This is a genomic window from Vibrio sp. Vb1554 (assembly GCF_033344235.1).
On sequence record NZ_JAWPOJ010000018.1, the window covers coordinates 34,821 to 61,144 of the forward strand.

A 26,324-nucleotide genomic window follows, 5' to 3' on the forward strand; every position below is an offset into this window, starting at 1 on the left:
TTAATGGTTTTCCTCACCTATAATGCGGTAAAAAGTCTCGCCATCTTTAACTAAACCGAGCTCATGACGCGCACGTTCTTCAATCGCATCAAGACCTTGCCTTAAGTCATCAATCTCAGCGAACATTTCATTGTTGCGAGCTTGTAGCTTGCTGTTCACTTGTTGCTGAACTTCAATTTCATCTTTTACTGTGTAGTAGTCAGACACTCCGTTTTTACCAAACCATAGAGTGTATTGAAGCAAGCCAAACAGTAGCGTAAGGGCTATAACAAAGATTCGCATATCGCTGCTAACATTCTGTACCGGAAGGAATTAGATAAGGAGACATATATAGCATAAATGCGAGGTTGCCTCTAGGGGAGAAAGGGAGACTCACACGCTCCTTACAAGAAATAAGCAGCAAAATGAAACAAAGAGACTTCTCTACTCTCTCCTTCCTCGTTCTATGGAATCACAAATGAACGTAAGCGAAAGACATCAAAAAGCAAAGCCTGTTCTCATATGTCAGATACAAAAACACCCCGCCAAAGCAGGGTGTTTCAAAAGCTTTAAGTTAAGCGGTTAATTCAATTAAGAATTAAGCTTGACCTTTAACTTCTTTAAGACCGTTGAAAGGAGCGCGATCACCTAGTGCTTCCTCGATACGGATTAGCTGGTTGTACTTAGCAACACGGTCAGAACGGCTCATAGAACCAGTTTTGATTTGACCTGCTGCTGTACCTACCGCTAGGTCAGCGATAGTTGCATCTTCAGTTTCGCCAGAACGGTGAGAGATTACTGCTGTGTAACCTGCGTCTTTAGCCATCTTGATTGCAGCTAGAGTCTCAGTTAGAGAACCGATTTGGTTGAACTTGATAAGGATAGAGTTAGCTACGCCTTTCTCGATACCTTCAGCAAGGATCTTAGTGTTAGTAACGAATAGATCGTCACCTACTAGTTGAAGCTTGTCACCTAGTAGTTCTGTTTGGTGCTTGAAGCCATCCCAGTCAGACTCGTCTAGACCGTCTTCGATAGAAACGATTGGGAATTGGTTAGCTAGCTCAGCTAGGTAGTGGTTGAACTCTTCAGAAGTGAAAGTTTTACCTTCGCCTTTCATGTTGTAGATGCCAGCTTCTTTGTCGAAGAACTCAGATGCAGCACAGTCCATAGCTAGAGTAACGTCTTTACCTAGTTCGTAACCAGCAGCTGCAACAGCTTCTGCGATAACTTCTAGAGCTTCAGCGTTAGATTTAAGGTTAGGAGCGAAACCACCTTCATCACCAACTGCAGTGCTGTAGCCTTTAGACTTAAGAACTTTAGCTAGGTTGTGGAATACTTCTGCACCGATACGTAGACCTTCTTTAAGAGTCTTAGCGCCAACTGGTTGGATCATGAACTCTTGGATGTCAACGTTGTTGTCTGCGTGCTCACCACCGTTGATGATGTTCATCATTGGTAGAGGCATAGAGAACTGACCTGCAGTGCCGTTTAGCTCAGCGATGTGCTCGTATAGAGGCATGCCTTTCGCAGCAGCAGCAGCTTTAGCGTTTGCTAGAGAAACAGCTAGGATAGCGTTAGCACCGAATTTAGATTTGTTTTCAGTGCCGTCTAGTTCGATCATTACTGCGTCGATTGCAGCTTGGTCTTTAGCGTCTTTGCCAACTAGAGCTTCAGCGATTGGGCCGTTTACAGCTTCAACTGCTTTAAGAACACCTTTACCTAGGAAACGTGCTTTGTCACCGTCACGTAGCTCAAGAGCTTCGCGAGAACCAGTAGATGCGCCAGATGGAGCTGCCGCCATACCTACGAAACCGCCTTCTAGGTGTACTTCAGCTTCTACAGTTGGGTTACCACGTGAGTCGATGATTTCACGACCTAGAACTTTAACGATCTTAGACATTAATGTTTCCTCTCGTTTCAAATATAAATGTCAATCTTAAAGGGCAGCAGCACAACCTTCGCCGCCGCCCGTATCCTTTTACTTCTCGAATTCGCCGCGTGCGTTTTGGCCCGCAGCCTTAACAAAACCTGCAAACAATGGATGTCCATCGCGAGGAGTCGAGGTGAATTCTGGGTGGAACTGAGCCGCTACAAACCATGGGTGAGCTGGGTTCTCAATCATTTCCACTAACTTCTTGTCCGCAGATAGACCTGATACTTTTAGGCCTGCTTTTTCGATTTGCGGACGAAGCACGTTATTCACTTCGTAACGGTGACGGTGACGTTCATGGATCGTCGCGCTACCGTACAGTTCACGAGCTTTAGTCCCTTTCTCTAGGTGACACAGCTGTGAACCAAGACGCATCGTACCGCCTAGGTCAGACTTTTCAGTACGCTCTTCTACGCTACCTGATTCGTCTACCCACTCTGTGATCAAACCTACCACAGGGTACTTAGTCTCTTTGTCAAATTCTGTTGAATGTGCACCTTCCATACCCGCAACGTTACGCGCGTATTCGATTAGTGCAACTTGCATACCCAAACAAATACCCAGGTAAGGCACGTTATTTTCACGTGCATATTGAGCCGCACGGATCTTGCCTTCAATACCACGATCGCCGAAGCCACCTGGTACTAGGATTGCGTCCAAACCTTCTAGAAGTTCAACGCCTTTTGTTTCGATATCTTGTGAGTCTACATACTTAATTGTGACGCTTAGGCGGTTTTTCAAGCCAGCGTGTTTAAGCGCTTCGTTCACAGATTTGTATGCATCTGGTAATTCAATGTATTTACCAACCATACCGATGGTTACTTCACCAGTAGGATTTGCTTCTTCGTAGATAACCTGTTCCCATTCAGAAAGGTCTGCTTCCGGAGCAGTAATACCAAAGCGAGCACACACAAGGTCATCTAGACCTTGAGATTTAATCAACTGAGGGATCTTGTAGATAGAGTCTACATCCTTCATTGAAATTACTGCTTTTTCTGGAACATTACAGAACAGTGCGATTTTTTTACGCTCATTCGCAGGAATAACGCGATCGCTACGGCAAACTAGGATATCTGGCTGAATACCGATAGATAGAAGTTCTTTTACAGAGTGTTGCGTCGGCTTAGTTTTCACTTCGCCCGCTGCCGCTAGGTAAGGAACAAGTGTTAGGTGCATGAACATTGCGCGCTCACGGCCTAGCTCAACAGCTAGCTGACGAATCGCTTCCATAAATGGTAGTGATTCGATATCACCAACAGTACCGCCAACTTCAACGATAGCCACATCATGGCCTTCAGAACCTGCAATAACGCGATCTTTGATTGCGTTAGTGATATGAGGGATAACTTGAATAGTTGCGCCTAGGTAGTCACCACGACGTTCTTTACGAAGTACGTCGGCATAAACACGACCTGCAGTGAAGTTGTTACGCTTGGTCATCTTGGTACGGATAAAACGCTCGTAGTGACCAAGGTCAAGGTCAGTCTCTGCGCCATCTTCTGTAACGAACACTTCACCGTGCTGAGTAGGGCTCATTGTGCCCGGGTCAACGTTGATGTAAGGGTCAAGCTTCATCATAGTCACTTTAAGACCACGAGCTTCTAGAATAGCCGCAAGAGATGCTGCTGCAATACCTTTACCTAGAGAGGATACAACCCCGCCAGTAACAAAAATGTAATTTGTCGTCATGTTTAACCTGAAATTGGTTGAATGAGGGAAATGGAGTGCTTCTGGACGGGAGATAAATATACCAGAAGCTCCTTACCGCCACAACGTGAAATCTATCACACCGTAATTTTTTATTTTTTGCTTCAAATCAAAGTGAGCAAAGACAAACCAAAGTCCGTTTTCGTGTAACCAAACAAGCTGACCTTATATTATGTATTCTGCCAGTTTACCTCTGCCTCGATTCTTCTTGTTTTACTTCATCCCAAAAATGGTCAAGTTCTGATAAAGAACAATCTGTAAGTACTTTGCCTGACTGCTGGACCTTGCCTTCAACTTGTTTAAAACGTCGCGCAAACTTTACGTTTGCTTTTCCTAGCGCGACTTCTGGGTTTTTATCAAGGTGGCGAGCCAAATTGACAGTCGCAAATAGCAAATCACCGAGCTCCAACTCAACTTTCTCTTCATCGGGCTGAACTTGCAGTGCCTCTTCCATGACTTCGTCAATTTCTTCTCGTACTTTATCGACAACCGGGCCAAGTGAATCCCAATCAAACCCAAATTTTGCACATTTTTTCTGAATTTTTGTAGCACGAGAAAGTGCAGGTAAAGAGTTTGGTATTGAGTCTAGGATACTTTCTTCCGCTTTGCCTACTAGGGCTTTTTCTTTTGCTTTTTCCGCTTCCCAGTTCGCGTTAATTTCCTCGTCAGATTCAAACTCAACATCTGAAAAAACGTGCGGGTGGCGACGAGTCAGTTTTTCGTTCACGGTTTCGACGACATCCGAAAAGTCAAACAGCTCTTGCTCTTTCGCTAGTTGACTGTAAAAAATCACCTGAAACAACAAATCCCCTAGCTCTTCTTTTAGATTGGGCCAATCTCGATTTTGAATCGCGTCCACCACTTCGTAGGTTTCTTCTATAGTATGCGGAACGATGGTGTCAAAGGTTTGTTTTAAGTCCCAAGGGCAACCATTTTCTGGGTCACGCAGCTTCGCCATGATTTGTTCTAACTGTTCAATTGGATGACTCATTTTTTGTTCCTTTAAACCTTTCTATTAAAGAAAAAGGTGAGCAGCCAAAACCACTCACCTTCTACATTATATTTTCTCAGCAGCTTTCACTAAGTAATTGTTACTTTGACAAGGCAACAAATTTTCGCGACTCCTGAGCATAGCTCGTCTATGTGATGCCCCTGAGCCGGCGCGTCGGAATAAGTGCAGCTAACGCAGATAAAAAGCCAAATATGACGCAAGTGTAACTCTGTAAATAGTTGAAGTTGTAGCTAGGCGACAAACAAACGAGACTCCATCACATGGTTCACCATGTGATGGAGCGAGTGCGTGCAGTCAACAACGCTACAACGATAACTATGACGAGAGTTTTAGCCGAGGCGTTTCACCGTCATGACATCCTTGATCTGTTCCACACGTTTCGAAACCCGCGAAAGCACCTCAATATTGGTGACTTCTAGGTCAAAGTCCATGATGGCAAGTTGACGTCTGTAGTCGACTCGGTTCTTCATACTGGTCACTTTGATCTTTTCGTTGGCGAACAGTGTCGTAATGTCTTTGAGTAGACCACCTCGCTCCATCGCTTCAACACGCACGGTGAGGATGTATGACCCCACAAAGCCGCTGCCCCAGACAGTATCAATGATACGCTCTGGCGCATGATGGCGCAGTTCTTCTAACTGTTCACAGTCACTACGGTGTACTGAAATGCCGCGACCTTGCGTGATGTAACCACAGATATCATCACCTGGAATCGGCTGACAGCAACGCGCTAGGTGCGTCATTAGATTATCGACACCTTCTACAACGACGGCGTCTTTTTTCGGTCGGCTTTGCGCTGGTGATTTGTGCTCTGCTTCTTGCAGTTTTTCCAGTGCTTGCTGGTCTTCTTCCTCTGCCGTTGGCTTGTTAACTAACGCGTTGATATGGTTAATGATTTGGTTGATGCGCAAATCACCGCTACCTACCCCAACATACAATTCATCTGGTGTTTTGACGTTAAACCGCTTGAGGGCGTAATGCTCTGCATCTTTTAACGTTGCGCCAATTTTGGCTAACTCATGCTCAAGGATTTCACGACCTGCTTCAAGGTTCTTCTCACGGCTTTGTTTTCGGAACCAGGCGTTAATTTTGGCACGCGCACGACCAGAATGAACGAAGCCTAATGATGGGTTTAACCAGTCACGTGATGGGTTAGGTTCTTTCTGAGTGATAATCTCGACTTGGTCACCCATATGTAATTTATGCGTGAACGGCACAATACGACCTCCGACTTTGGCACCGATACAACGGTGTCCCACTTCGGAGTGAATGTGATAGGCAAAATCTAGCGGCGTTGCCCCCATTGGCAAATCGACAACATCACCACGTGGTGTAAAGGCATAAACACGGTCATCAAAGACTTGGCTACGCAGCTCATCGAGCATTTCGCCAGAGTCAGACATTTCTTCTTGCCAATCCAGTAGCTTACGCAGCCACGTGATCTTCTCATCATAACCGCTTCGGCTGCTTGCCCCTTCTTTATATTTCCAGTGCGCGGCAACACCCAGCTCCGACTCTTCATGCATTTGCTTGGTACGAATCTGGATCTCGATGGTTTTGCCTTCTGGCCCTAGAATTACGGTGTGGATCGATTGATAACCGTTTGGTTTAGGGTTAGCAACGTAGTCATCAAACTCGCTCGGTAGGTGCTTGTATTTGGTGTGAACTACACCCAAAGCCGCGTAACAGTCTTGCAGTTTGTCTGCGATGATACGTACTGCTCGAACATCAAACAGCTCATCAAAGGCCAAACTCTTCTTCTGCATTTTTCGCCAAATGCTGTAGATGTGCTTAGGTCGACCACTCACTTCGGCATTGATGCCCGACACTTCCATTTCGTGCGTGAGGTCTTCAACAAAGTCTTTGATGTACTGTTCACGAACGATGCGTCGCTCAGAAAGCTGCTTGGCAATTTGTTTGTAAGTTTCCGGCTGTTGGTAGCGGAAAGCGTAATCTTCAATTTCCCATTTCAGCTGACCGATGCCTAATCGGTTTGCTAGCGGCGCATAGATGTTGGCACACTCTTTTGCCGCCGCACGTCGAACTTCATCAGGCGCTTTTTTAACTTCAATAAGGTTACAAATTCGCTCCGCAAGCTTGATAACCACGCAGCGGAAGTCATCCACCATGGCAAGCAGCATGCGGCGTACGTTATCTACCTGAGATGACGCTGCACTGCCTTCCATGTTGACGTTGAGTTGGCCAATAGCAGCCATTTCTTCAACGCCGTCGATTAATTTTATGATTTCTTTGCTGTATTTCTCTTCCAGAATTTCTCTGTTAAAAGCACCACTTGAAACCAAAGGAAACAGTTGAGCAGCCACTAAAGTGGCTTGATCCATAGACAAGGTGATCAAAATTTCGATCATTTCTCGTCCACGCCACAACAACAGCTCCGCTTGCTCGTTATCAGCCAATACCGTCTGGCAATCTCGATATACTTCGATTAAGCGTGAGGCTGTGTTTTTCTCTTGTCCTAGGCTAGCCACCCAGTTTTCGAGTTCAAACTGTTCATCTTGGTTTAAATGCGCGCTTCTTACCGCAACCATCTCATCATCCTAATTATTATATTCGTGTGGTTTGACTAACACCGTCCAGGTTAGTTCTTTTTACCGCGCGTACACGCTGGCTTTATGACCACCCACCACAAATAAGGGGTCAAAGTCCTAAAGTTAGGACTTTTCAAACAATGCCATCGATTCTAGATGACTGGTATGAGGGAACATATCCAGCATACCTAATTTCGTTAATTTATAGCCTTGCTCTATCAAGCTTTGACTATCCCTAGCAAGGGTAGCAGGATTACAAGAAACATAAACTACACGCTGTGCGCCAAGCTCAGAAACTTGATCGATGATCCCACTCGCTCCCGCGCGTGCCGGGTCTAATAATACTTTATCAAACCGCTCTGCGGCCCAGGCTTGGCCTTCAAAATCTTGCTCAAGGTTAGCGTGATAAAATTGCGCGTTATTGATTTGGTTCAAAGATGCATTGTTTGTGGCTTTTTCTACCATCTCTGCAACACCCTCTACTCCAACCACGTACTTAGCTAATTTCGCAACTGGTAAACTAAAGTTGCCTAAACCACAGAACAAATCTAACACTCGGTCACTCTTTTGTGGGTCTAACCACTCAACCGCTTGTTTGACCATTTGTTGGTTTACACCTTGGTTTACTTGAATAAAGTTATTTGGTGCAAAAGGGATTTTCACTCCAACTTCTTGATAAAAAGGCATATCGCCTTCGATAAGGTCTAATTGTTCTGTCGATGGCATTAAGTACAACGATGCGCCATGACGTTTTGCCAACTCCGTTAGAGATTGAGTTTCACTCGTTGTCAGAGCGCTCAAGTGGCGCAGCGTAATACACGGCCCATTATCACCAAGTACCAGCTCTACATGACCTAATTGTTCCGGCTTTTTGAACGCTTTTAGGGCTGAGTAAATCTCTGGCAGCAAAACATTCAGTTCCGGTGCCAGCACTGGGCAATCGGTCACTTGCGCAATTTGCTTACTCTGCTTTTTACGGAAACCAAAATGTAGCTGACGTGTTTTTTTATCAACAAACAAGCTCACTCTCGCACGGCGACGGTAGGCCTGCGAATATCCCAATAACGGGGCATCTAGTTCAATGTCACTGCCTGAAAATTTTCGCATTAGCTGACGCAACGTTTGCTGTTTGTACGTCAATTGTTGGTCATAATCTAGATGCTGCAAATCACAGCCACCGCACTCATGATAATGTGGGCAAAATGGCTCCACACGAGCTTCACTCGGCTTAAGGATTTTAATCAACTTACCGCGAGCGTATTTGCTCTTTTCTTCCACCAATTGAGTGACCACCTCCTCACCCGGCAGTGCTCCATCAATAAACAATGGCTTCTTTTTGAGGTAAGCAATGCCTGCGCCGTGGTGATCTAAACGCTCTACTTGCACTGCTTGGTGCCGAGTATTGAGTTGGGTTTTCTTTTTCGGTTGAAAGATGCGTGCCATGCTCTATGCCTGATTTATGTGTAATTGCTCTTCGGCTTCACTATTCTTGATTGCAGCCGTTGTGTGATTCGAGTGACTTGATTATGCTTACCGTTTATTCGGTGACGTCACTTCTTTGCTCAAGGCTTTATCGTGCGCTTGAGAAATAATGCGTTATTTTCCCATATCCAGACTCCGATGTAATTAGATAACATGACCAGATATGGCTTACGAGCACGTGTAATTACACTAACTCTCGCTCCCACTCTCATTATTGGTTTATTACTGAGCGGCTTTTTCTCATTTAACCGCTACCAAGACCTTGAGAAACAAGTTATCACCACTGGTAACAGCATTATTGAGCCGCTGGCGATTGCCAGTGAAACTCATCTACTATCAGAAAGCCGAGAGGCGGTACGTCGCTTGATAAGCTACGCGCACCGCAAAAACTCCAAACTGGTTCGTAGTATCGCGGTATTTGATGAACATCATGAGCTCTTTGTGACCTCTAACTTTCATCCTAATTTTGAAGCCTTGATGTTTCCCAAAGATAAACCGATCCCGCAACTGGGTAATTCGGAAATCTACGAAAACTCACTGATATTGCGTGTCCCCATTTTGTCAGAAGGTCACTACTTAGCGGAGTTGTCGAACGAAAGCCAAGGCACAAAAGCGATTGGTTACATCGCCGTCGAGTTAGATCTCTCCTCCTTGAGGCTGCAACAGTATCAAGAAGTCTTCTCTGCTTTTTTAGTTCTGGTTCTCGGTCTTGGCTTAGCAAGTGTGTTTGCTTCACGTCTAATGCACGATGTGACCCAACCTATCACCCACATGAAGAATGTCGTTGACCGCATTCGCCGTGGTCATCTGGATGTGCGTATCGAAGGCAAAATGCACGGTGAGTTAGACCAGCTAAAAAATGGCATCAACGCCATGGCGGTATCGTTATCAGAATATCACGTGGAGATGCAGCACAGTATAGACCAAGCCACGTCCGACTTACGTGAAACGCTTGAGCAGCTAGAAATTCAGAACGTTGAGTTGGATATCGCGAAGAAACGCGCGCAAGAAGCGGCCAGGGTTAAGTCAGAGTTCTTGGCGAACATGTCGCACGAGCTGCGTACTCCGCTCAATGGGGTGATTGGCTTTACTCGTCAAATGCTTAAAACGCAGCTTTCTAACAGCCAAACGGATTACCTACAGACGATTGAGAAATCGGCGAACAACCTGCTGAATATCATCAATGACATTCTCGACTTCTCGAAACTTGAAGCGGGTAAGCTGGCACTCGAAAACATTCCTTTTGATTTCCGAGAAAGTTTAGAAGAGGTAATTAACCTACAAGCCACAAGTGCACATGAGAAAGGGTTAGAAATCACCCTAAAAGTGGACCCTAAAATTCCACCAGGTTTAGTTGGGGATCCACTACGTATCCAGCAAATTTTGACGAACTTAGTCGGTAACTCAATCAAGTTTACCGAGCGAGGCAACATTGATGTTAGCGTAGAAATGCGCTCTCAATCAGGAGACTCCGTCGAACTGCAATTCATGGTGCGTGATACCGGTATTGGTATCTCTGAGCGTCAGCAAGCGCAGTTGTTCCAAGCCTTTAGCCAAGCAGATGCAAGTATTTCACGTCGTTACGGCGGTACTGGTCTTGGTCTGGTTATCACTCAGAAACTGGTGAGCCAGATGGGCGGCGAAATCAGTTTAACCAGCCGTCTACACCAAGGTTCAACCTTCTGGTTTACGGTGCGCTTGCACTCAACTGAGATGCCAATGAGCGAACTGATTGAAGTGGAACTTCTGACTGGGAAGCAGTTACTGCTGATTGAACCAAACATGCAAGCCGCATCCGTAACCCAACAGATTCTAAGTCAGGAGGGTATTTTAGTAACCTACCGCTCTTCGCTACCAAACAACGAAGAACAATATGATTATGTACTGTTGAATTTAGCGGCCAACCAGACTCACGATGCGGAAGTTATTACACCTTGGATAGAACAAGCGAAACGCATGGCTCCGAGTGTTCTCCTAGGGACACCGAGTACCGAATTGGCGCTTGCGGACCAAATAATGACAGAGCATCACGTCCAGTGCCTGACGAAACCATTGTCTCGCCGTAAGTTGCTACAAAGCCTGATTAGCGAACATGTAGAATCGCCACCGGTATTAAGCGCTCCAATTACGCCAAGCGAAGGGGACCGTTTACCTCTCACTGTACTAGCAGTGGATGACAACCCTGCAAACTTGAAGCTGATCTCTGCACTGCTCCGCGAACGAGTAGAAACCGTCACCGCCTGTAGCAATGGCCAGCAAGCGGTGAACCTGGCGACAGAGAAAAAGTACGATTTAATCTTCATGGATATTCAAATGCCACAAATGGATGGGGTGACCGCTTGTAAGCACATTAAAGAGTTGGAGCTAAATAAAGACACGCCAGTGATTGCGGTAACGGCACATGCCATGGCAGGGGAACGAGACCGCTTGCTCTCGGCAGGAATGGATGACTACTTGACCAAACCTATTGAAGAGCATGTGCTACAACAGGTTTTGGTTCACTGGAACCCAAATGCTTGTACAGAGAGCATTGGCAAAGTCGCCCCTTCATACGTTGATGAACCTGAAGGAAGCGCACCACAATCCGTTTCTTCGCCTCAGCAGGATGTGATTATTGATTGGCAAGCAGCCTTGAAACAGAGCGCGAATAAAGAGGATCTCGCTAAAGACATGCTACGCATGTTGATTGAGTTCATCCCTGAAGTAGAAGCAGTCGTTGACCAAGCTCTGGAGCAAGAAGATATCTCTCGTGATGACCTAATTCATGTCATACATAAGCTGCACGGCAGTAGTTCATATTGTGGCGTTCCAAGACTGAAGTCACTCTGTGCGACGCTTGAGCAAGCACTGCGCTCAGGGATCAGTCTTGAGGAGGTTGAGCCTGAAATGTTCGAGCTGCAAGATGAAATGATTAAAGTAACAACAACCGCAAAGTTATACCTTGAACAGTGATCTATTGAAGAGAAACAAAAGCCAGAGCAAATGCTCTGGCTTTTTAGTATTTTGTTTAAGACTTACAAGCTAGGATTCAAAAATGACCGTCGCCACAGCGTAATGACGCTCATCGGAAATGGACAGGTGAATGTGGTTAACACCCATCGCATCCGCTATTTGCTTGGCTGTGCCCGTCAATGCGAGTACTGGTTTTCCAAGCTCATCGTTCGAGATGGAAAAGTCGTGAAACGTGACCCCTTTTGCGATCCCTGTCCCCAATGCTTTTGAGGCAGCTTCTTTAACAGCAAAGCGCTTAGCAAGATAACGACCTTGCAGCTTAAGCTGTGAGAATTTGGCCATTTCTTCTTCTGAAAGAATCCGCTGAGCAAAAGGTTCACCACTACGAGCTAACGCTTTTTCAATACGCTCAATTTCTGCAATGTCGGTCCCTAACCCTATAATCGCCATCTAGATAGCCCTATGACTGGCGAGCCTCAATCATCAATGCTTTCATGTCAGCAACCGCTTTATTTAAACCATCAAATACCGCGCGACCAATGATTGAGTGACCAATGTTGAGTTCGTAAATTTCTGGTAATGCAGCAATTGGTGCGACATTGTGATAAGTCAGGCCATGCCCGGCATTAACAATAATACCTAGATCATGTGCATAACTAGCACCAGCGGCAATCTTCTTCAGTTCAGCTTGTTGCTCGTCTTCTGTCGTCGCATCTGCATAATGGCCAGTATGTAGCTCAATAAACGGAGCGCCACACTTTTTCGCAGCTTCAATCTGTTGACGGTCAGCATCAATAAAGAGCGAAACTTTGATGCCTGCATCTGTCAGCTTTTTCGTCGCAGCTTTAATTTTTTCAAGCTGCCCTACTACATCTAAGCCACCTTCCGTCGTCAGTTCTTCACGCTTTTCAGGCACTAAACACACAAACTCTGGTTTAGTTTGCAGCGCAATCTCAACCATTTCGTCCGTCACTGCCATCTCTAGATTCATACGCGTTTGAATGGTTTCACGCAGAATACGTACATCACGATCCAAAATATGGCGACGGTCTTCACGTAAGTGGATAGTGATACCGTCCGCGCCTGCACGCTCAGCAATTTCAGCAGCGTGAACAGGATCTGGGTATTTTGTACCACGTGCATTACGTAGAGTGGCAATATGGTCGATATTGACGCCTAAATAAATTGAGCTCATTTTCCGTTACTCCGTGCTCTGGGGGTCTGAATGAAAAATTCACGACTTTTTAAAGGTTTGCCGCCAAGATACGGCTTTAAGGCTATACGTGTAAAGCGTTTTGCCGCTTTTAGCTGCTCTTTAGTGACGAACCGCCGCTCACTGATAGCAATCAGTTCATTCCCTAAAAACGTGAGGTTATCGCGCCTAACAGAAGCAATAAACCCTTTCTGTTCCCGGTAACGATAGGTCATTTCTGGGTCGACGGGCTCGCCGGTACCTGCACAATGCAAAAAATCCACGCCATACCCCATCGAAGACAGCAAGGCTAACTCAAAACGACGCAGTGCAGGCTCAGGGTTCTCGTTGTGCGCCAACTCGGTTAACGCATGCAAATAATCATGAAATAGTGCTGGCATCGGCACTTCAGCCATCAAAATACGGCCAATCAGTTCATTGACGTACATGGCTGAGTAGAGATTAATGCCCGTTAACGGCAAACCTAGACTTATCGGCTCGGCTTGACGCAAAGTTTTCATTGAGCCTTTCCCCGACCATTTAAGTAATAGCGGGGTAAAAGGTTGCAATGCGCCTTTTAAGTTCGAACGCTTACTGCGCGCGCCTTTGGCCATTAAAGTCATTCGGCCATATTCCTCACTAAATACATCAAGGATTAAGCTCGATTCACTGTAAGGGCGTCGGTGCAATACAAAACAGCGCTGTAAACCTTCGGAAGACAGATTACTCATCTAAGTCATTGTGCCTAAAAAGTGTGAAATAAAAAATAAGGAGCCGAGCGGCTCCTTATTTTAATCGATACTGATTTTTCATCGATGTTGGAGCGAAGCACCTTCGCAGCCAAGATTATAAATCGTCTATATAACCCAACGATCGCAACGCTCGTTCGTCGTCTGCCCAGCCAGATTTCACTTTTACCCAAGTTTCTAGGTAAACCTTACGACCGAACAATTCTTCCATATCTAAACGCGCTTCGCGACCAATGGTTTTAATCTTCTCGCCGCCTTTGCCAATCACCATTTTCTTCTGGCCATTACGCTCAACAAGAATCAAGGCATTGATGTGGAAACCGTCGGTTTCTGGGTTGTAATCAAAACGTTCAATCTCAACCGTTACTGAGTATGGCAGCTCTTCACCAGTAAAGCGCATCAGCTTTTCACGCACAATCTCAGACGCCATAAAACGCTGAGAACGGTCAGTCACGTATTCTTCTGGGAAGTGATGCGTTGCTTTAGGTAAGTGATTACGCACGTGCTTACGCAGTACGTCAATGTTCTTACCTTGCTTGGCAGAGATTGGCACAACATCCACGAAGTCCATCTTCTTAGACATCTCCGCCATGTGTAGCATCACGTCGTTACGATCTTGTACGTTGTCGACTTTGTTTACACAAAGCACAACTGGGAAGTTCGATTTTTGAAGTTTGGTCAGCACCATCTCATCATCTTTAGTCCAATGCGTACCATCGACTAAGAAGAACACAAGGTTTACATCACTCAATGACGAGTTAGCTGCACGGTTCATCAAACGGTTGATCGCACGCTTTTCTTCAATGTGAAGTCCAGGCGTGTCGACGTAAATCGCTTGGTAATCGCCGTCCGTATCCACACCCATAATACGGTGGCGTGTCGTTTGCGGCTTACGAGAGGTGATCGAAATCTTCTGACCCAAAATCTTGTTCAAAAGTGTCGACTTACCTACGTTTGGACGACCAACAATAGCAATAAAGCCACAGTGTTGGTTTTCTGGCGAGCTTGGCTCACCCTGTGATGCGAAAAACGCATCGATATCGAATTCGTTATCAGCCATTTGTTAATTGCTCAAGTGCTGTTTCAGCAGCCGCTTGTTCTGCCTTGCGGCGGCTGGTGCCTTTACCGATTACAGGCTTATCCACACCTGCTACTTCACACTCAACCGTGAACTCTTGGTTGTGCGCTTCACCTTTAATATTAGTCACTGTGTAGACAGGCAGCGGTTTTCTTCTGCCTTGTAGGAACTCTTGTAGGCGAGTTTTCGGATCTTTCTGTGAAACGCCTGGTTTAATGGCTTCAAGGCGTGACTGATACCAACTCAGTACAATGCCTCGCACAACTTCAAGATCACTGTCTAGGTAAATTGCGCCAATAATGGCTTCAACCGCATCGGCTAAAATAGAGTCTCGGCGAAAACCGCCACTCTTCAATTCACCTGGACCTAATTTTAAATAATCTCCTAGATCGAATTCACGACCCAGTTCCGCCAATGTATGTCCGCGAACCAAAGTAGCACGCATGCGGCTCATGTCACCTTCGTTCACTTTTGGGAAACGATGGTACAGATCATCGGCGATGACAAAACTTAAAATTGAATCGCCCAGAAACTCAAGACGTTCATTGTGCTTACTGTTGGCGCTGCGGTGCGTCAGCGCCAAATTGATAAGCCCGGCATCTTGAAACTGGTAGCCGAGCTTTCTCTCTAGTTTATCAATTGGAGAATTCATACTCTCTCGATATTTGAATGGTTAGTGAATGCCACCGATGCGGTTAAAACGCACACCAGTTGGAATCCATGAAGGTAGAACACTATCTGCGCCACGATCAAACTCGAAGCTGATCCAGATCGCGACAGCTTTACCGACTAAGTTTGCTTCTGGAACAAAGCCCCAGTAACGGCTGTCAGCACTGTTGTCACGGTTATCACCCATCACAAAATACTGACCTTGTGGTACAACCCACTCTGTCGTTCCGCTGCGTGGGAAATATTGCTCCACGCGGTTACGCACAAGAGGGTTAACCAAAATATTGTGCTCAACGTTACCCAATTTTTCATCCAGTTGGATCATTGGAATACCGTTCGAGCTAAACTGACTTTCTTCAACATTGCTCAGTTTAACTGGCTTACATGCCGATTCGCCTAGGCTTTGCACGCAAAGCTGCTTATCACTTGAATAACGCACGATATCACCAGGTAAACCAACTACACGCTTAATGTAGTCCACACTTGGTTGTGGTGGGTATTTGAATACCACGATATCACCACGCTCAGGCTTACCAGTTTCCACTAGCTGAGTACGCCATACTGGGTCTTTTAGACCGTACGCGTACTTCTCAACTAAAATGAAATCGCCAACTAGCAAGGTAGGCATCATTGAGCCTGATGGGATTTGAAATGGTTCGTAGATAAAAGAACGTAATACTAAAACGAACGCGATCACAGGAAAAATAGAGACGCTATTTTCAACCCACCAAGGCTGACGCTCTACTTTTTGCAAGGTCACTGCATCCAAACCATTAGACGTCTGAGCTTGAATCTCAGCCAGTTTTTCCTGACGCTTTTTCGCGAAAACCAGCTTTTCCAATAGCCAAACCACGCCAGTTACCAAAGTCGCAATAACCAACATCAGTGAGAATGTATTCGCCATTAAATTCCCTTATCTAAAAATACGAAAGTGAAAGAGCCGAAACCCTTTCACTTATTTTAATATCTAACGTCTTAAGACCGACAAGTGTGAGACAAAGTTCAACTTTAGTCTTTACCTACGTGAAGGATGGCTAGGAACGCTTCTTGAGGCAGCTCAACGTTACCGATCTGCTTCATGCGTTTCTTACCTTCTTTCTGTTTCTTCAGAAGTTTCTTCTTACGACTTACGTCACCGCCGTAACATTTCGCAATAACGTTCTTACGCAACTGTTTTACCGTTGAACGAGCGATAATGTGGTTACCAATTGCCGCTTGGATTGCGATATCAAACATTTGGCGAGGGATGAATTCTTTCATCTTCTCTACCAACTGACGACCGCGAGTCTGAGACTGATCTTTGTGTGTAATCATCGCCAATGCATCAACAGTATCACCGTTAAGAAGAACGTCTACACGTACCATGTTCGAAGCTTCAAAACGCTGGAAGTTGTAATCCAAAGATGCGTAACCGCGTGATGTTGATTTCAGACGATCGAAGAAATCCAGTACCACTTCAGCCATTGGAATATCGTAAGTCACAGCGACTTGGTTACCGTGGTAAACCATATCAACTTGACTGCCTCGCTTTTCAACACACAGGGTGATTACGTTACCGAGGTACTCTGAAGGCACAAGGATATTACAACGTGCAATCGGTTCACGAATTTCTTCAATATCATTGATCGCTGGTAGTTTTGCTGGGCTATCAACATACAGCAGATCGCCATCCGTCTTCTCAACTTCGTAAACTACCGTTGGTGCTGTGGTAATAAGATCCAAGTCGTATTCACGCTCTAGACGCTCTTGGATGATTTCCATGTGCAACATGCCAAGGAAACCACAACGGAAACCAAAGCCAAGTGCCGCAGAGTTTTCTGGCTCGTAGAATAGCGATGCGTCGTTAAGGCTTAGTTTGCCTAGTGCGTCACGGAAGTTCTCGTAATCGTCAGAAGATACAGGGAACAGACCTGCGTAAACCTGAGGTTTAACTTTCTTAAAGCCTGGTAGCGGTTTATCACAACCATTCTTCGCTAGAGTCAGCGTATCACCAACAGGGGCACCAAGAATGTCTTTGATACCACAAACAACCCAACCTACTTCACCAGTACGAAGGGTATCGGTATCTACTTGTTTTGGCGTAAAGATACCAAGGCGGTCTACACCCCAAACTTGGCCCGTACTCATCACTTTGATCTTATCGTTCTTCTTCAGTTCGCCGTTTTTAATACGCACTAGAGAAACAACGCCAAGGTAGTTATCAAACCATGAGTCTATGATCAGCGCTTGTAGTGGCGCATCTGGATCACCTTCCGGTGCTGGAATCGCTGACACAATGTTCTCTAGAACGTCATCAACACCAATGCCTGTCTTCGCAGAACAGCGGGTTGCTTCCATTGCATCGATACCAACGATTTCTTCAATTTCTTCCGCTACACGCTCAGGATCGGCTGCTGGTAGGTCAATCTTGTTCAAGATTGGCACAACCTCTAGATCCATTTCGATCGCGGTGTAACAGTTAGCCAGTGTTTGAGCTTCAACACCTTGACCCGCATCCACAACCAATAGCGCACCCTCACAAGCCGCTAGAGAACGTGATACTTCATATGCAAAGTCAACGTGCCCCGGAGTATCGATGAAGTTCAGCTGATACGTCTCACCGTCTTTAGCGGTGTAGTTTAGCGTCACACTCTGAGATTTGATGGTGATGCCACGCTCACGTTCAAGATCCATAGAATCCAGAACCTGTGCGGCCATTTCACGATCGGTTAACCCGCCACAAACTTGGATTAGACGGTCTGATAGGGTCGACTTACCATGGTCGATGTGGGCGATAATCGAAAAGTTACGAATGTGCTTCATAGATTTAGGGTGACTAACTCTTTACAAATAGGGACAGTAAGAAACGCCATCTACTGACGGCATTTCAATCAAGTTGGCAGATTCTACCGAATTTCGTTAACGGGCGCACGTAATTTAAAGTACATACCCAAATAACCTTTAGTGGAGGGGGACAGCACTTACTGGATTGGCTCTCCAAGTACCCGAACGAGGGTAACTTGGCGCTTGGATTCATCTTCTAACGGACGAGAAACACGTTTTGCGATCCACATTCCACCAGCGGCAAACAATACCGATGCCAATATGATGATGCCTTCCCCGCCGGCTGTCAGCGGCGCTAATAGGAAGTGACCAAACATCGCACCGATAATCAAACCAAACAATGGCAGTAAATAAACCGCCATTGCTGATTTTATTAGGCTTGACTCAGGAAAACCAATCTCGACGACTTGACCTATTTTCACCGATTTATCCGTGCGCAGGTGCCAAGATAAACTCTTGTTACCAATGGCTTTAGTAACAACGCCCGTTCCACAGCTTTTCCGTGAAGAGCAACTACTGCAACTGGTCTGCTGTTCGCAACTTAAATCAATTTCGAATTGCTTGCCGCGACGATGCACGTCTGTCACGGTAGCCAACGCGGTCATCATTGTTATTTACTCTTTGTTACATTAAATGTGACAGATTGGGCGATACGCTGTGCTGTGGTCGGTGGAATGTCTCCTACAACAGAGATTTCATGTTGACCGCTCACAAAACTGTGTAGCGTTCTTCTGCCTTGGCGAACCAACTGCCCTTTTAACGAATGCTCATCTTTGTTTGCTACGTAAACAGAGAAGCTAAACAGACCATCAGAATACAGCTGGCTCTCCACCATTTGATTAGTAACGGCCATTCGATAGCGGTTGAGCTCGTTCGGCTCGAAACCCTCAGGGATCCAACCAACCTGCCAATTACTGGTCCCAATATCGCCTTTTGGCATGGTGAGAACAGCAGGTAATTGAACATCTTGCAGGCCACTCATTAACTCTGCGATTTTTGGGTTTACCGTGTAAGAAATAGTGCGATATTGTTCAAGCATCTCACCATCGCGGTCCACAAGGTCGGCACGTAACGGCAATTTACTCTTCTCATCGATCCATAGTACGTATGAATAGCGCAGACCGTCTTTAGGAACAATACGCAGCACTTGTGTTGCCACACCAGCTTCACGAGCTCTACCCACTTTTACATAGTCGTAATACAAGTTTAGCTCATCGATATTGGTGTTGAGCATAGGCATAGTCGGAGCGACCATTTTACCTGACTCGATGGTGAACGGTTCTAAACCCGTTTCGATGTAACTTACTTCAGTTCCGCGACGAATCACTTCACGCACGGGGCCACTTAAGTAGACAAGGTGAGCATATTGATCGTCACCATGCGTGGCATGACGATACAGCAACGGCTCAATGCTGTTCTTTTTGATAAGGATATAAGAGAGTTCGTAACTTAAATTCTTACTCGCCTCGCTCATTTGATGCAATAAAGCCTCCGCTGGCTTATCACCAGCAAAGGCTTGAGAAGACATCATACTGAACAGAGCGCAAGCGCTGATCAGAAATTTTTTCATTCAATATCCGGATTCAGATTTGCATCTTGTTGAGATGCATCACTGTTAATTCGTAACTGCAATTCGTAGTCTCGCAGCATAGCATGAACACGCTTGCGCTGCTCTTGCATATTTGCCTCGCCTACAGAACGTTCTACAGACTCACGAGTCAAACTCACTGGTTCTGCGCTGCCAGCAAACGGAACCGTCTGCAATACAGGTAATTGATCTGTTTGCGGCGACATTGAATCGCTACCACCGTACTGCTGTACACCTAAAATAACAACAAGCGATACACATGCAGCAACAGCAACTTGACCAAACTGCGTCAACCAACCTGGCAACTGACGTTTTGCTTTTTGCGGTTCTGGTTGCGACTCTTTTGGCGTATCCGCAATTGAGATAACATTTGCACTGTGCGAATCAAACGCACGGTGTGCAGGTTCATCTTCTAACGCTAACGCCACGCTTTCAGCAATATTCCACTCAGGTTTTGCTGGCGCTTCGCCTCGCATCACATCACCAATCAGGTGATAGTTCTGCCAAGCATCACGGCTCTCTTGGTCTTGCTCTAACTCTTGAATTAAAGCCTTATCGACCAATTCTCCATCCATGAGAGCTGAAAGTTTTTCTTTGTCAGCCATTATTTTCACCATAGTTATTACTTGTACTAGCGTTGCAAAAGAGGTCTGATTTTCTTTTCCACCGCCTCACGAGCACGGAAGATACGCGATCGTACCGTTCCTACCGGGCAATCCATCACTTCTGCAATTTCTTCATAACTCAAGCCATCGAGCTCTCGTAATGTCATTGCGGTTTTTAAATCTTCAGGCAAAGCTTCGATTGCACTGAACACCACCCGTTGCAATTCTTTGGACAACGTTAAGTTCTCAGGGTTCGATATTTCTTTAAGTGCACTACCTGTTTCGTAAAATTCAGCATCTTCAGCATCGACATCTGTCGCTGGAGGTCTACGCCCTTGAGCAACAATGTGATTTTTCGCAGTATTCACTGCAATGCGATACAGCCACGTATAAAACGCACTTTCCCCACGAAAGCTAGGGATAGCTCGGTAAGCTTTAATAAACGCTTCTTGTGCTACATCTGGTACATCGCCAGGATTACTAACGTATCTGGAAATAAGATTACATACCTTATTCTGGTACTTTGTTACCAACAGGTTGAATGCTTGCTTATCGCCATTCTGAACTCGCTCAATCAATACTTGATCGGTCAGCTGCTCGTTCATTCGAGCGGATACTCCTATTTGTTATGCCCCTACTCTTCTCAGATATGGGTACTAATTATGCAAAACGTAGTATTGACACCACTGCTTACTTGAGCACTATTGTGACCCTAACGTGAATGAGAAAGTTCCATGGTTTCTCAAGTTTTTTGTCATTGTTTTTTCACAGTGTGATGTCTGTACCCAAATGACCACCGCTGCCTGACTTTAGTCTAAGTTTGACAAGCGAGCATCTTGGAGGGAAATGGGTATAATGAATGATCTCTGTCCCAGATTGTGCTGGGTCGAGCATGGAAAAGCAATGGCATTGACAAACTATTACTTTTCATTTGCATGGCTAATGGCTATCTGAACACCGCGTTACAAATTATAACTTAGGAAGCATGCTCATGCTCTGCATGAAAAAGAAGAGTGGCTCAGTCACCGCAGTAACACGGACGTCGATAGGTCTCCCAACTTAGCCCTTAGCGACAGATGTCGCGATAATGGAATGCACATGGTGTGCAAATAATACACAAGGTAACTTTGTTACCTTAGCTTGGGATTATAAAAGTTATATGAACACAAATCGTGAACATGAGTGTGATGTATTAGTGGTAGGGAGTGGCGCGGCAGGTTTGTCGTTGGCTTTGCGCGTTGCTAACCACTGTAAGGTGATGGTGCTGAGTAAAGGACCACGCAGCGAAGGGGCGACCTACTATGCTCAAGGCGGTATCGCTGCCGTATTTGATGAGTCAGACACCATTGATTCACACGTTGAAGACACGCAAATCGCCGGGGATGGTATTTGCGATGAGGAGACCGTAAGGTTCATTGCTGAGCATTCAAAAGAGTGTGTACAGTGGTTGATTGACGGTGGTGTCCCATTTGATCGTGAAGAAGATGACTCTGACGATGAACCTCGCTACCACTTAACTCGTGAAGGTGGTCATAGCCGTCGTCGTATTCTTCACGCGGCAGATGCGACAGGTATGGCGATGCAAACCTCCCTGCAAGATAACGCTCATAACCATCCAAACATTCATGTTCTCGAACGTCATAATGCTCTGGACTTAATCACCGAAAACAAAATTGGCGGTGATAAAAACAAAGTTATCGGTGCTTATATTTGGAACCGCAGCGAAGAGCATGTCGAAACCGTGCGAGCCAAATTTGTGGTTCTCGCTACAGGTGGGGCTTCAAAGGTTTATCAATACACCTCTAACCCAGATGTGTCGTCTGGTGATGGTATTGCGATTGCTTGGCGTGCAGGGTGTCGTGTAGCGAATATGGAATTTAACCAGTTCCATCCGACGTGTTTATATCACCCAGAAGCACGTAACTTCTTGCTGACTGAAGCGTTGCGTGGCGAAGGTGCTTACCTGCGTCGTCCAGATGGCTCTCGCTTTATGCCGGATTTCGATGAACGTAAAGAGCTTGCTCCGCGTGACGTCGTGGCTCGTGCTATCGACTTCGAAATGAAGCGTTTAGGTGCCGACTGTATGTATCTCGACATCAGTCATAAGCCTGCTGACTTTATTACGAAACACTTCCCAACCATTTATTCACGTTTGATGGACTTGGGCATTGACATGACTAAAGAGCCAATCCCAATCGTACCTGCTGCACACTACACTTGTGGCGGTGTCATGGTGGATAGAAATGGCAGCACCGATCTGAAAAATTTGTATGCGATTGGTGAAGTTAGCTACACCGGGCTGCATGGTGCTAACCGCATGGCATCAAACTCACTTCTCGAATGCGTGGTTTATGCTTGGTCTGCGGCAAAAGATATTCTAAAACATCACACTAACGTTGAGCTACCCTCACAGGTGCCATGTTGGGATGAAAGCAAAGTAACCAATAGTGATGAAGAAGTGATCATTCAGCACAACTGGCACGAGCTTCGTCTGTTTATGTGGGACTACATGGGCATTGTGCGAACTGACAAGCGTTTAGAGCGCGCCTTACGCCGTATCCAACTGTTGCAACAAGAAACACACGAGTACTACAGCAATTTCCGAGTGTCGAACAACTTATTAGAACTGCGTAACCTTTTACAAGTCGCAGAGTTGATGGTTCGTTGTGCGATGCAGCGTAAAGAGAGTCGAGGTTTGCACTACACACTTGATTATCCGAACCAACTGGAAAACAGCGGACCAACGATTTTGGTTCCAGCTAAACAGCTTTAACTTTGCCAAGTAAACTATTAAATCAGCAGGGAGCATTAGCTCCCTGTTTCATTTCCCATTGGCGTAATACCAAAGATAGTTGACGATACTGCTCATCGTCACAGCTATCACGCCAAATCGTAACACTACGGCCAGATTGCAATTGGAATGTTATCTTGAATGGTGATGCCGATGTATCGACTCGCTGTAAATGACCCTTTTCGGACTCAATATCTTCCGAGTATTCGCCATATTCAAGGGCATCAAACCTAACCGAGCCATCGCAGTGCACATACCAATGCCCATGACTTGTAGGTTGAACAAGGCCTTGGCTTGAGAGAGCCTTAACAATCAGTAATAACAAATAAGTCGATAATACGAGCGGAATGCTAGAGAGGATAACAGCCCAAGTCATCAATAAGAAAAGTACAACATTGAGGACTCGGGCAGTCAGAGAGGGAGAAGCAGTAAAATTAACGAACTTTGCTGAGGTTATGGGCGACAATTTTATCAACCATTGCTGCATGACCTAAATTTTCGCTACGGCCATGCCCCATTACCCAAGTAAACAGATCAGGATCATCGCATTCAAGTAAAGAAACAAAGTCACGCTGCTCTTGTTCACTCAGAGTATCAAAGCACTCTTCAAAAAACGGCATAATTACTACGTCAAGCTCAAGCATGCCTCGACGACAAGCCCATTTAATACGCGCTTTTTCTTCCGGAGTGTACATTCACTATTCCTTCATAGATGTCTTGTTGTTAGTGCGGAGTGTAACAAGGGATGTGCTACGTCACTAGTGTGCGGGTCACAATACGATAGTGAAAGCAGACAAATGTTGATTCGTAAATCGCTCCCCTAGTATCTCAAGGTTATTTGGGTATAACATAGCGGAAAAATATCTTCAAAAGGCATTGTAATTATGGAATGGCAAACTCGTTTTTCAGCATTACCTCTCTCAACTCAAGACGCACTTCCAGAGTTATCTATCTCACTGCTGGATAACTTCGGCATGATCACCATGATCGGTGACGATAAAAAATCATACTTACAAGGTCAGGTTACCTGCGATGTTGTTTCTTTAGAACAAGACCAATCAACACTGGGCGCACATTGTGATGCAAAAGGCAAAGTGTGGAGCGTGTTCCGCCTTTTCCATCATCATGATGGCTACGGCATGATCCAACCAAGATCGGCGATTGACGTAGAACTTAATGAAATAAAGAAATACGCCATTTTCTCTAAAGTAACGATTGAAGCTTCTGATGACGTTATCTTAGGCGTTGCTGGCGTTAAAGCCGACGAATTCATTTCAACAATGAGCAAGACAACTGGCAGCGTTCGCCCAGTTGACGGTGGCACAGCCGTGCAAGTTGCACAAGATCGCTGGTTACTGATATTAAGTGCGCCAGAAGCACAGCAAATCGTTGAAACTACCGACGCGGTCTTTACGACAAATGAGCTTTGGAATCGTTTCGATATTGAGGCAGGTTTACCATTTGTCTCTGCATCCGCGCAGAATGCTCACATTCCACAAGCACTCAACGTTCAAGCTTTAGGAGGCATAAGCTTCACAAAGGGCTGCTACACGGGACAAGAAACGGTAGCACGAGCGAAGTATCGCGGTACCAATAAACGTGCGATGTATATCGTAAAAGGTGCGACTTCTGCTCCATTCAGTGACGAACCAATTGAGCTCGAACGCAGCGTAGGTGAAAACTGGCGTTCAGTAGGTGCTTTATTAAATCACTACCAGTTCAGTGACAATCACGCGATTGGCCTGATCGTGCTGCCTAATAATCTCGATGAGGACACTCGTCTTCGTTTGGTTGCGCAACCAGAGTGTGAATGGACAATCGAATCACTGCCTTACAGTCTTGATGATGAGTAATACAATCAATACTCCTTTGATGCAATTTCTCACAGACCAACACATTCCGTTTCGTCTGTTACCGCATCAAAGACCAGCAACGACCATTGAGGATGCCGCGCACCAACGCGGCATTCGCCCCTCTCAAATGGTGAAAGCAATCTTGCTACGAGACATGGGTAATCAATATGCACTCGCCTGTGCGCCAGGTGATCGTAGCGTTGATCCCAAAAAAGTGCGCTCGTTACTGAAATGTCGCCGGATGACTTGTGTTGATCAAGCCGACGTTGAGTCCATCACTGGTTACAAAATTGGTACTGTCACTCCTCTGCTACTAAAACGTCATATGCCAATCGTGTTCGACCCCAGCTTACTAGAAGAACAGGAAGTCACGATCAGCAGTGGCGATCGCATGGCTGGACTGGCGCTTTCTATCCAAGATCTCATCCAATTGTGTCAGCCGACCGTAGCTGAGATCTGTCGTTAATCGTCTAAAAACAATGTAATGACACGTAGTGTTTCTATCACTGCGTGATCTCGCTCATATCTACAAAAATAGACATAAGAATTTTTAATCACATATAAAACATAAATAGTCACATGAATAAAACTCGTATATGCTGAATTTGTTGGTTAAGTTTCAAACAAGCACTTAACCGATATAAAGTGAGTCAGCTAGCTGAGTGACAGCATTCATGCAGTTAGTTATCCACTTTTGTGTAATGCATCTGTGACTATTCGCCCGCTGAAGCGGGCTTTTTTTTACGTGGAACTTTTTCTCTTTCATTTCCTCTAATCGTTAGAACGTAAAGTGTGTTACGCGAAGCACGGCCTTAATAGAAACAACTAGCAAACAACCGTTTTCGTTCTATTCTTAATTCTGTAACAAAACTATTGCTTAATGCGTCACGTAAAAAGGAGTGTATTGGCATAAGGGTTCCTTTAGAGAGGTTATTTTTGGGGTAATCCTCACGCTATTTAAGAGATGACACTGTCAAATTGTCTAAGACAACACAATTCTCTGACGCAACACCCTACATCTGTATTTAATACTATTGCTGTCACAATAATTTTCGCGTCCAGAACGTAGAATACCTAGGCTAGGTTAGATAAAAGGAAAGTAAATATGAGACTGTTTAAGCGCTATACACCAAGTATGATTGCTAAACATATAAGTCGTCTTTTTAAAGGAAGAATTTATATTTACGGGGTCGGTAGATTCGAGTTTGATAACGGTAAGTTAATACTGCCGGAGAAAGCAGAGCAACGCCATTTCCGAGCGGTCAAAGAGATCAATCAAGAAATAATGAAACTCCGATGCGCATATGCTTAGCAAAATGTTGATAAAACAAAGGCTGGATTAACCAGCCTTTTGTGTATTTGAAG

Annotated in this window: 24 protein-coding genes; 5 read left to right on the forward strand and 19 right to left on the reverse strand. The window is 45.4% G+C overall.

Features of this window, described 5'->3' with window-relative positions:
- The 6 genes from ftsB to rlmD all read right to left on the reverse strand — a co-directional run bounded on the left by ftsB (window position 1) and on the right by rlmD (window position 8,620).
- Window positions 1–282 carry a cell division protein FtsB gene (gene ftsB / locus R8N28_RS15440; RefSeq protein ID WP_005380907.1) on the reverse strand — a complete coding sequence of 94 codons (282 nt, stop codon included), beginning with the start codon at window positions 280–282 and terminating at the stop codon, window positions 1–3.
- A 295-nt stretch (window positions 283–577) separates the two neighbouring features.
- Entirely contained in the window at window positions 578–1,879 is a 1,302-nt protein-coding gene (gene eno, locus R8N28_RS15445) for a phosphopyruvate hydratase (protein WP_005380909.1), read from the reverse strand.
- 78 nt (window positions 1,880–1,957) lie between these two features.
- Entirely contained in the window at window positions 1,958–3,598 is a 1,641-nt protein-coding gene (locus R8N28_RS15450) for a CTP synthase (RefSeq protein WP_065274849.1), read from the reverse strand.
- A gap of 205 nt (window positions 3,599–3,803) precedes the next feature.
- Window positions 3,804–4,607 (reverse strand): nucleoside triphosphate pyrophosphohydrolase, encoded by an 804-nt coding sequence (gene mazG, locus R8N28_RS15455; protein ID WP_005383780.1) that lies wholly within the window; start codon window positions 4,605–4,607, stop codon window positions 3,804–3,806.
- 350 nt (window positions 4,608–4,957) lie between these two features.
- Window positions 4,958–7,177, reverse strand: coding sequence for a GTP diphosphokinase (relA, locus tag R8N28_RS15460; protein ID WP_005393896.1), 2,220 nt, complete (start codon window positions 7,175–7,177; stop codon window positions 4,958–4,960).
- 123 nt (window positions 7,178–7,300) lie between these two features.
- Window positions 7,301–8,620 carry a 23S rRNA (uracil(1939)-C(5))-methyltransferase RlmD gene (gene rlmD / locus R8N28_RS15465; protein WP_025768846.1) on the reverse strand — a complete coding sequence of 440 codons (1,320 nt, stop codon included), beginning with the start codon at window positions 8,618–8,620 and terminating at the stop codon, window positions 7,301–7,303.
- A 192-nt stretch (window positions 8,621–8,812) separates the two neighbouring features.
- Between rlmD and barA the strand changes: the two genes are divergently transcribed.
- Entirely contained in the window at window positions 8,813–11,611 is a 2,799-nt protein-coding gene (barA, locus tag R8N28_RS15470; RefSeq protein WP_033907441.1) for a two-component sensor histidine kinase BarA, read from the forward strand.
- Window positions 11,612–11,680: 69 nt separating this feature from the next.
- Here the strand turns inward: barA and acpS are convergent, their stop codons facing one another.
- The 11 genes from acpS to rpoE all read right to left on the reverse strand — a co-directional run bounded on the left by acpS (window position 11,681) and on the right by rpoE (window position 20,920).
- Window positions 11,681–12,061, reverse strand: a complete 381-nt coding sequence (acpS, locus tag R8N28_RS15475; RefSeq protein WP_005380927.1) for a holo-ACP synthase — start codon at window positions 12,059–12,061, stop codon at window positions 11,681–11,683.
- A gap of 10 nt (window positions 12,062–12,071) precedes the next feature.
- Complete coding sequence (pdxJ, locus tag R8N28_RS15480; protein ID WP_005384579.1) at window positions 12,072–12,806, reverse strand: pyridoxine 5'-phosphate synthase; 735 nt, start codon at window positions 12,804–12,806, stop codon at window positions 12,072–12,074.
- Window positions 12,803–13,534, reverse strand: coding sequence for a DNA repair protein RecO (gene recO / locus R8N28_RS15485; protein ID WP_006743310.1), 732 nt, complete (start codon window positions 13,532–13,534; stop codon window positions 12,803–12,805). Before recO ends, pdxJ begins: the two co-directional genes overlap by 4 nt.
- Window positions 13,535–13,649: 115 nt before the next feature.
- Window positions 13,650–14,612: a GTPase Era gene (gene era, locus R8N28_RS15490; protein WP_005380931.1), complete on the reverse strand. Its 963-nt coding sequence runs from the start codon at window positions 14,610–14,612 to the stop codon at window positions 13,650–13,652.
- Window positions 14,605–15,282, reverse strand: a complete 678-nt coding sequence (gene rnc, locus R8N28_RS15495; RefSeq protein WP_005380932.1) for a ribonuclease III — start codon at window positions 15,280–15,282, stop codon at window positions 14,605–14,607. Before rnc ends, era begins: the two co-directional genes overlap by 8 nt.
- Before the next feature lie 21 nt (window positions 15,283–15,303).
- Window positions 15,304–16,203: a signal peptidase I gene (gene lepB / locus R8N28_RS15500; protein WP_042521273.1), complete on the reverse strand. Its 900-nt coding sequence runs from the start codon at window positions 16,201–16,203 to the stop codon at window positions 15,304–15,306.
- Between the two features lie 104 nt (window positions 16,204–16,307).
- Window positions 16,308–18,101, reverse strand: a complete 1,794-nt coding sequence (lepA, locus tag R8N28_RS15505) for a translation elongation factor 4 (RefSeq protein WP_005380934.1) — start codon at window positions 18,099–18,101, stop codon at window positions 16,308–16,310.
- 158 nt (window positions 18,102–18,259) lie between these two features.
- On the reverse strand, window positions 18,260–18,730 hold the full coding sequence (locus R8N28_RS15510) for a SoxR reducing system RseC family protein (RefSeq protein WP_065274851.1): 471 nt from the start codon (window positions 18,728–18,730) through the stop codon (window positions 18,260–18,262).
- Between the two features lie 2 nt (window positions 18,731–18,732).
- On the reverse strand, window positions 18,733–19,692 hold the full coding sequence (gene rseB, locus R8N28_RS15515; RefSeq protein WP_005380941.1) for a sigma-E factor regulatory protein RseB: 960 nt from the start codon (window positions 19,690–19,692) through the stop codon (window positions 18,733–18,735).
- Window positions 19,689–20,315: a sigma-E factor negative regulatory protein gene (locus R8N28_RS15520; RefSeq protein ID WP_005380944.1), complete on the reverse strand. Its 627-nt coding sequence runs from the start codon at window positions 20,313–20,315 to the stop codon at window positions 19,689–19,691. The genes rseB and R8N28_RS15520 overlap by 4 nt, the downstream gene beginning before the upstream one ends.
- A 26-nt stretch (window positions 20,316–20,341) precedes the next feature.
- Complete coding sequence (gene rpoE, locus R8N28_RS15525) at window positions 20,342–20,920, reverse strand: RNA polymerase sigma factor RpoE (protein ID WP_005380946.1); 579 nt, start codon at window positions 20,918–20,920, stop codon at window positions 20,342–20,344.
- Window positions 20,921–21,474: 554 nt separating this feature from the next.
- Here rpoE and nadB point away from each other — a divergent pair.
- On the forward strand, window positions 21,475–23,088 hold the full coding sequence (nadB, locus tag R8N28_RS15530; RefSeq protein WP_065275086.1) for an L-aspartate oxidase: 1,614 nt from the start codon (window positions 21,475–21,477) through the stop codon (window positions 23,086–23,088).
- A 22-nt stretch (window positions 23,089–23,110) separates the two neighbouring features.
- On the opposite strand, the gene R8N28_RS15535 is transcribed toward nadB, so the two are convergent.
- Both R8N28_RS15535 and R8N28_RS15540 read right to left on the reverse strand, forming a co-directional pair.
- On the reverse strand, window positions 23,111–23,572 hold the full coding sequence (locus R8N28_RS15535; protein WP_224721353.1) for a protein YgfX: 462 nt from the start codon (window positions 23,570–23,572) through the stop codon (window positions 23,111–23,113).
- Window positions 23,541–23,801: a succinate dehydrogenase assembly factor 2 gene (locus R8N28_RS15540; RefSeq protein WP_005380951.1), complete on the reverse strand. Its 261-nt coding sequence runs from the start codon at window positions 23,799–23,801 to the stop codon at window positions 23,541–23,543. Before R8N28_RS15540 ends, R8N28_RS15535 begins: the two co-directional genes overlap by 32 nt.
- 189 nt (window positions 23,802–23,990) lie before the next feature.
- Here R8N28_RS15540 and ygfZ point away from each other — a divergent pair, with 189 nt between their 5' ends.
- The 3 genes from ygfZ to R8N28_RS15555 all read left to right on the forward strand — a co-directional run bounded on the left by ygfZ (window position 23,991) and on the right by R8N28_RS15555 (window position 26,271).
- Window positions 23,991–24,959 carry a tRNA-modifying protein YgfZ gene (ygfZ, locus tag R8N28_RS15545; protein WP_065274852.1) on the forward strand — a complete coding sequence of 323 codons (969 nt, stop codon included), beginning with the start codon at window positions 23,991–23,993 and terminating at the stop codon, window positions 24,957–24,959.
- A complete protein-coding gene (locus R8N28_RS15550) occupies window positions 24,952–25,425 on the forward strand; it encodes an aminoacyl-tRNA deacylase (protein ID WP_005384562.1) in 474 nt (157 codons plus the stop codon). The genes ygfZ and R8N28_RS15550 overlap by 8 nt, the downstream gene beginning before the upstream one ends.
- Window positions 25,426–26,064: 639 nt before the next feature.
- Window positions 26,065–26,271 carry a DUF1107 domain-containing protein gene (locus tag R8N28_RS15555; protein WP_005380970.1) on the forward strand — a complete coding sequence of 69 codons (207 nt, stop codon included), beginning with the start codon at window positions 26,065–26,067 and terminating at the stop codon, window positions 26,269–26,271.
- Window positions 26,272–26,324 lie beyond the last annotated feature (53 nt).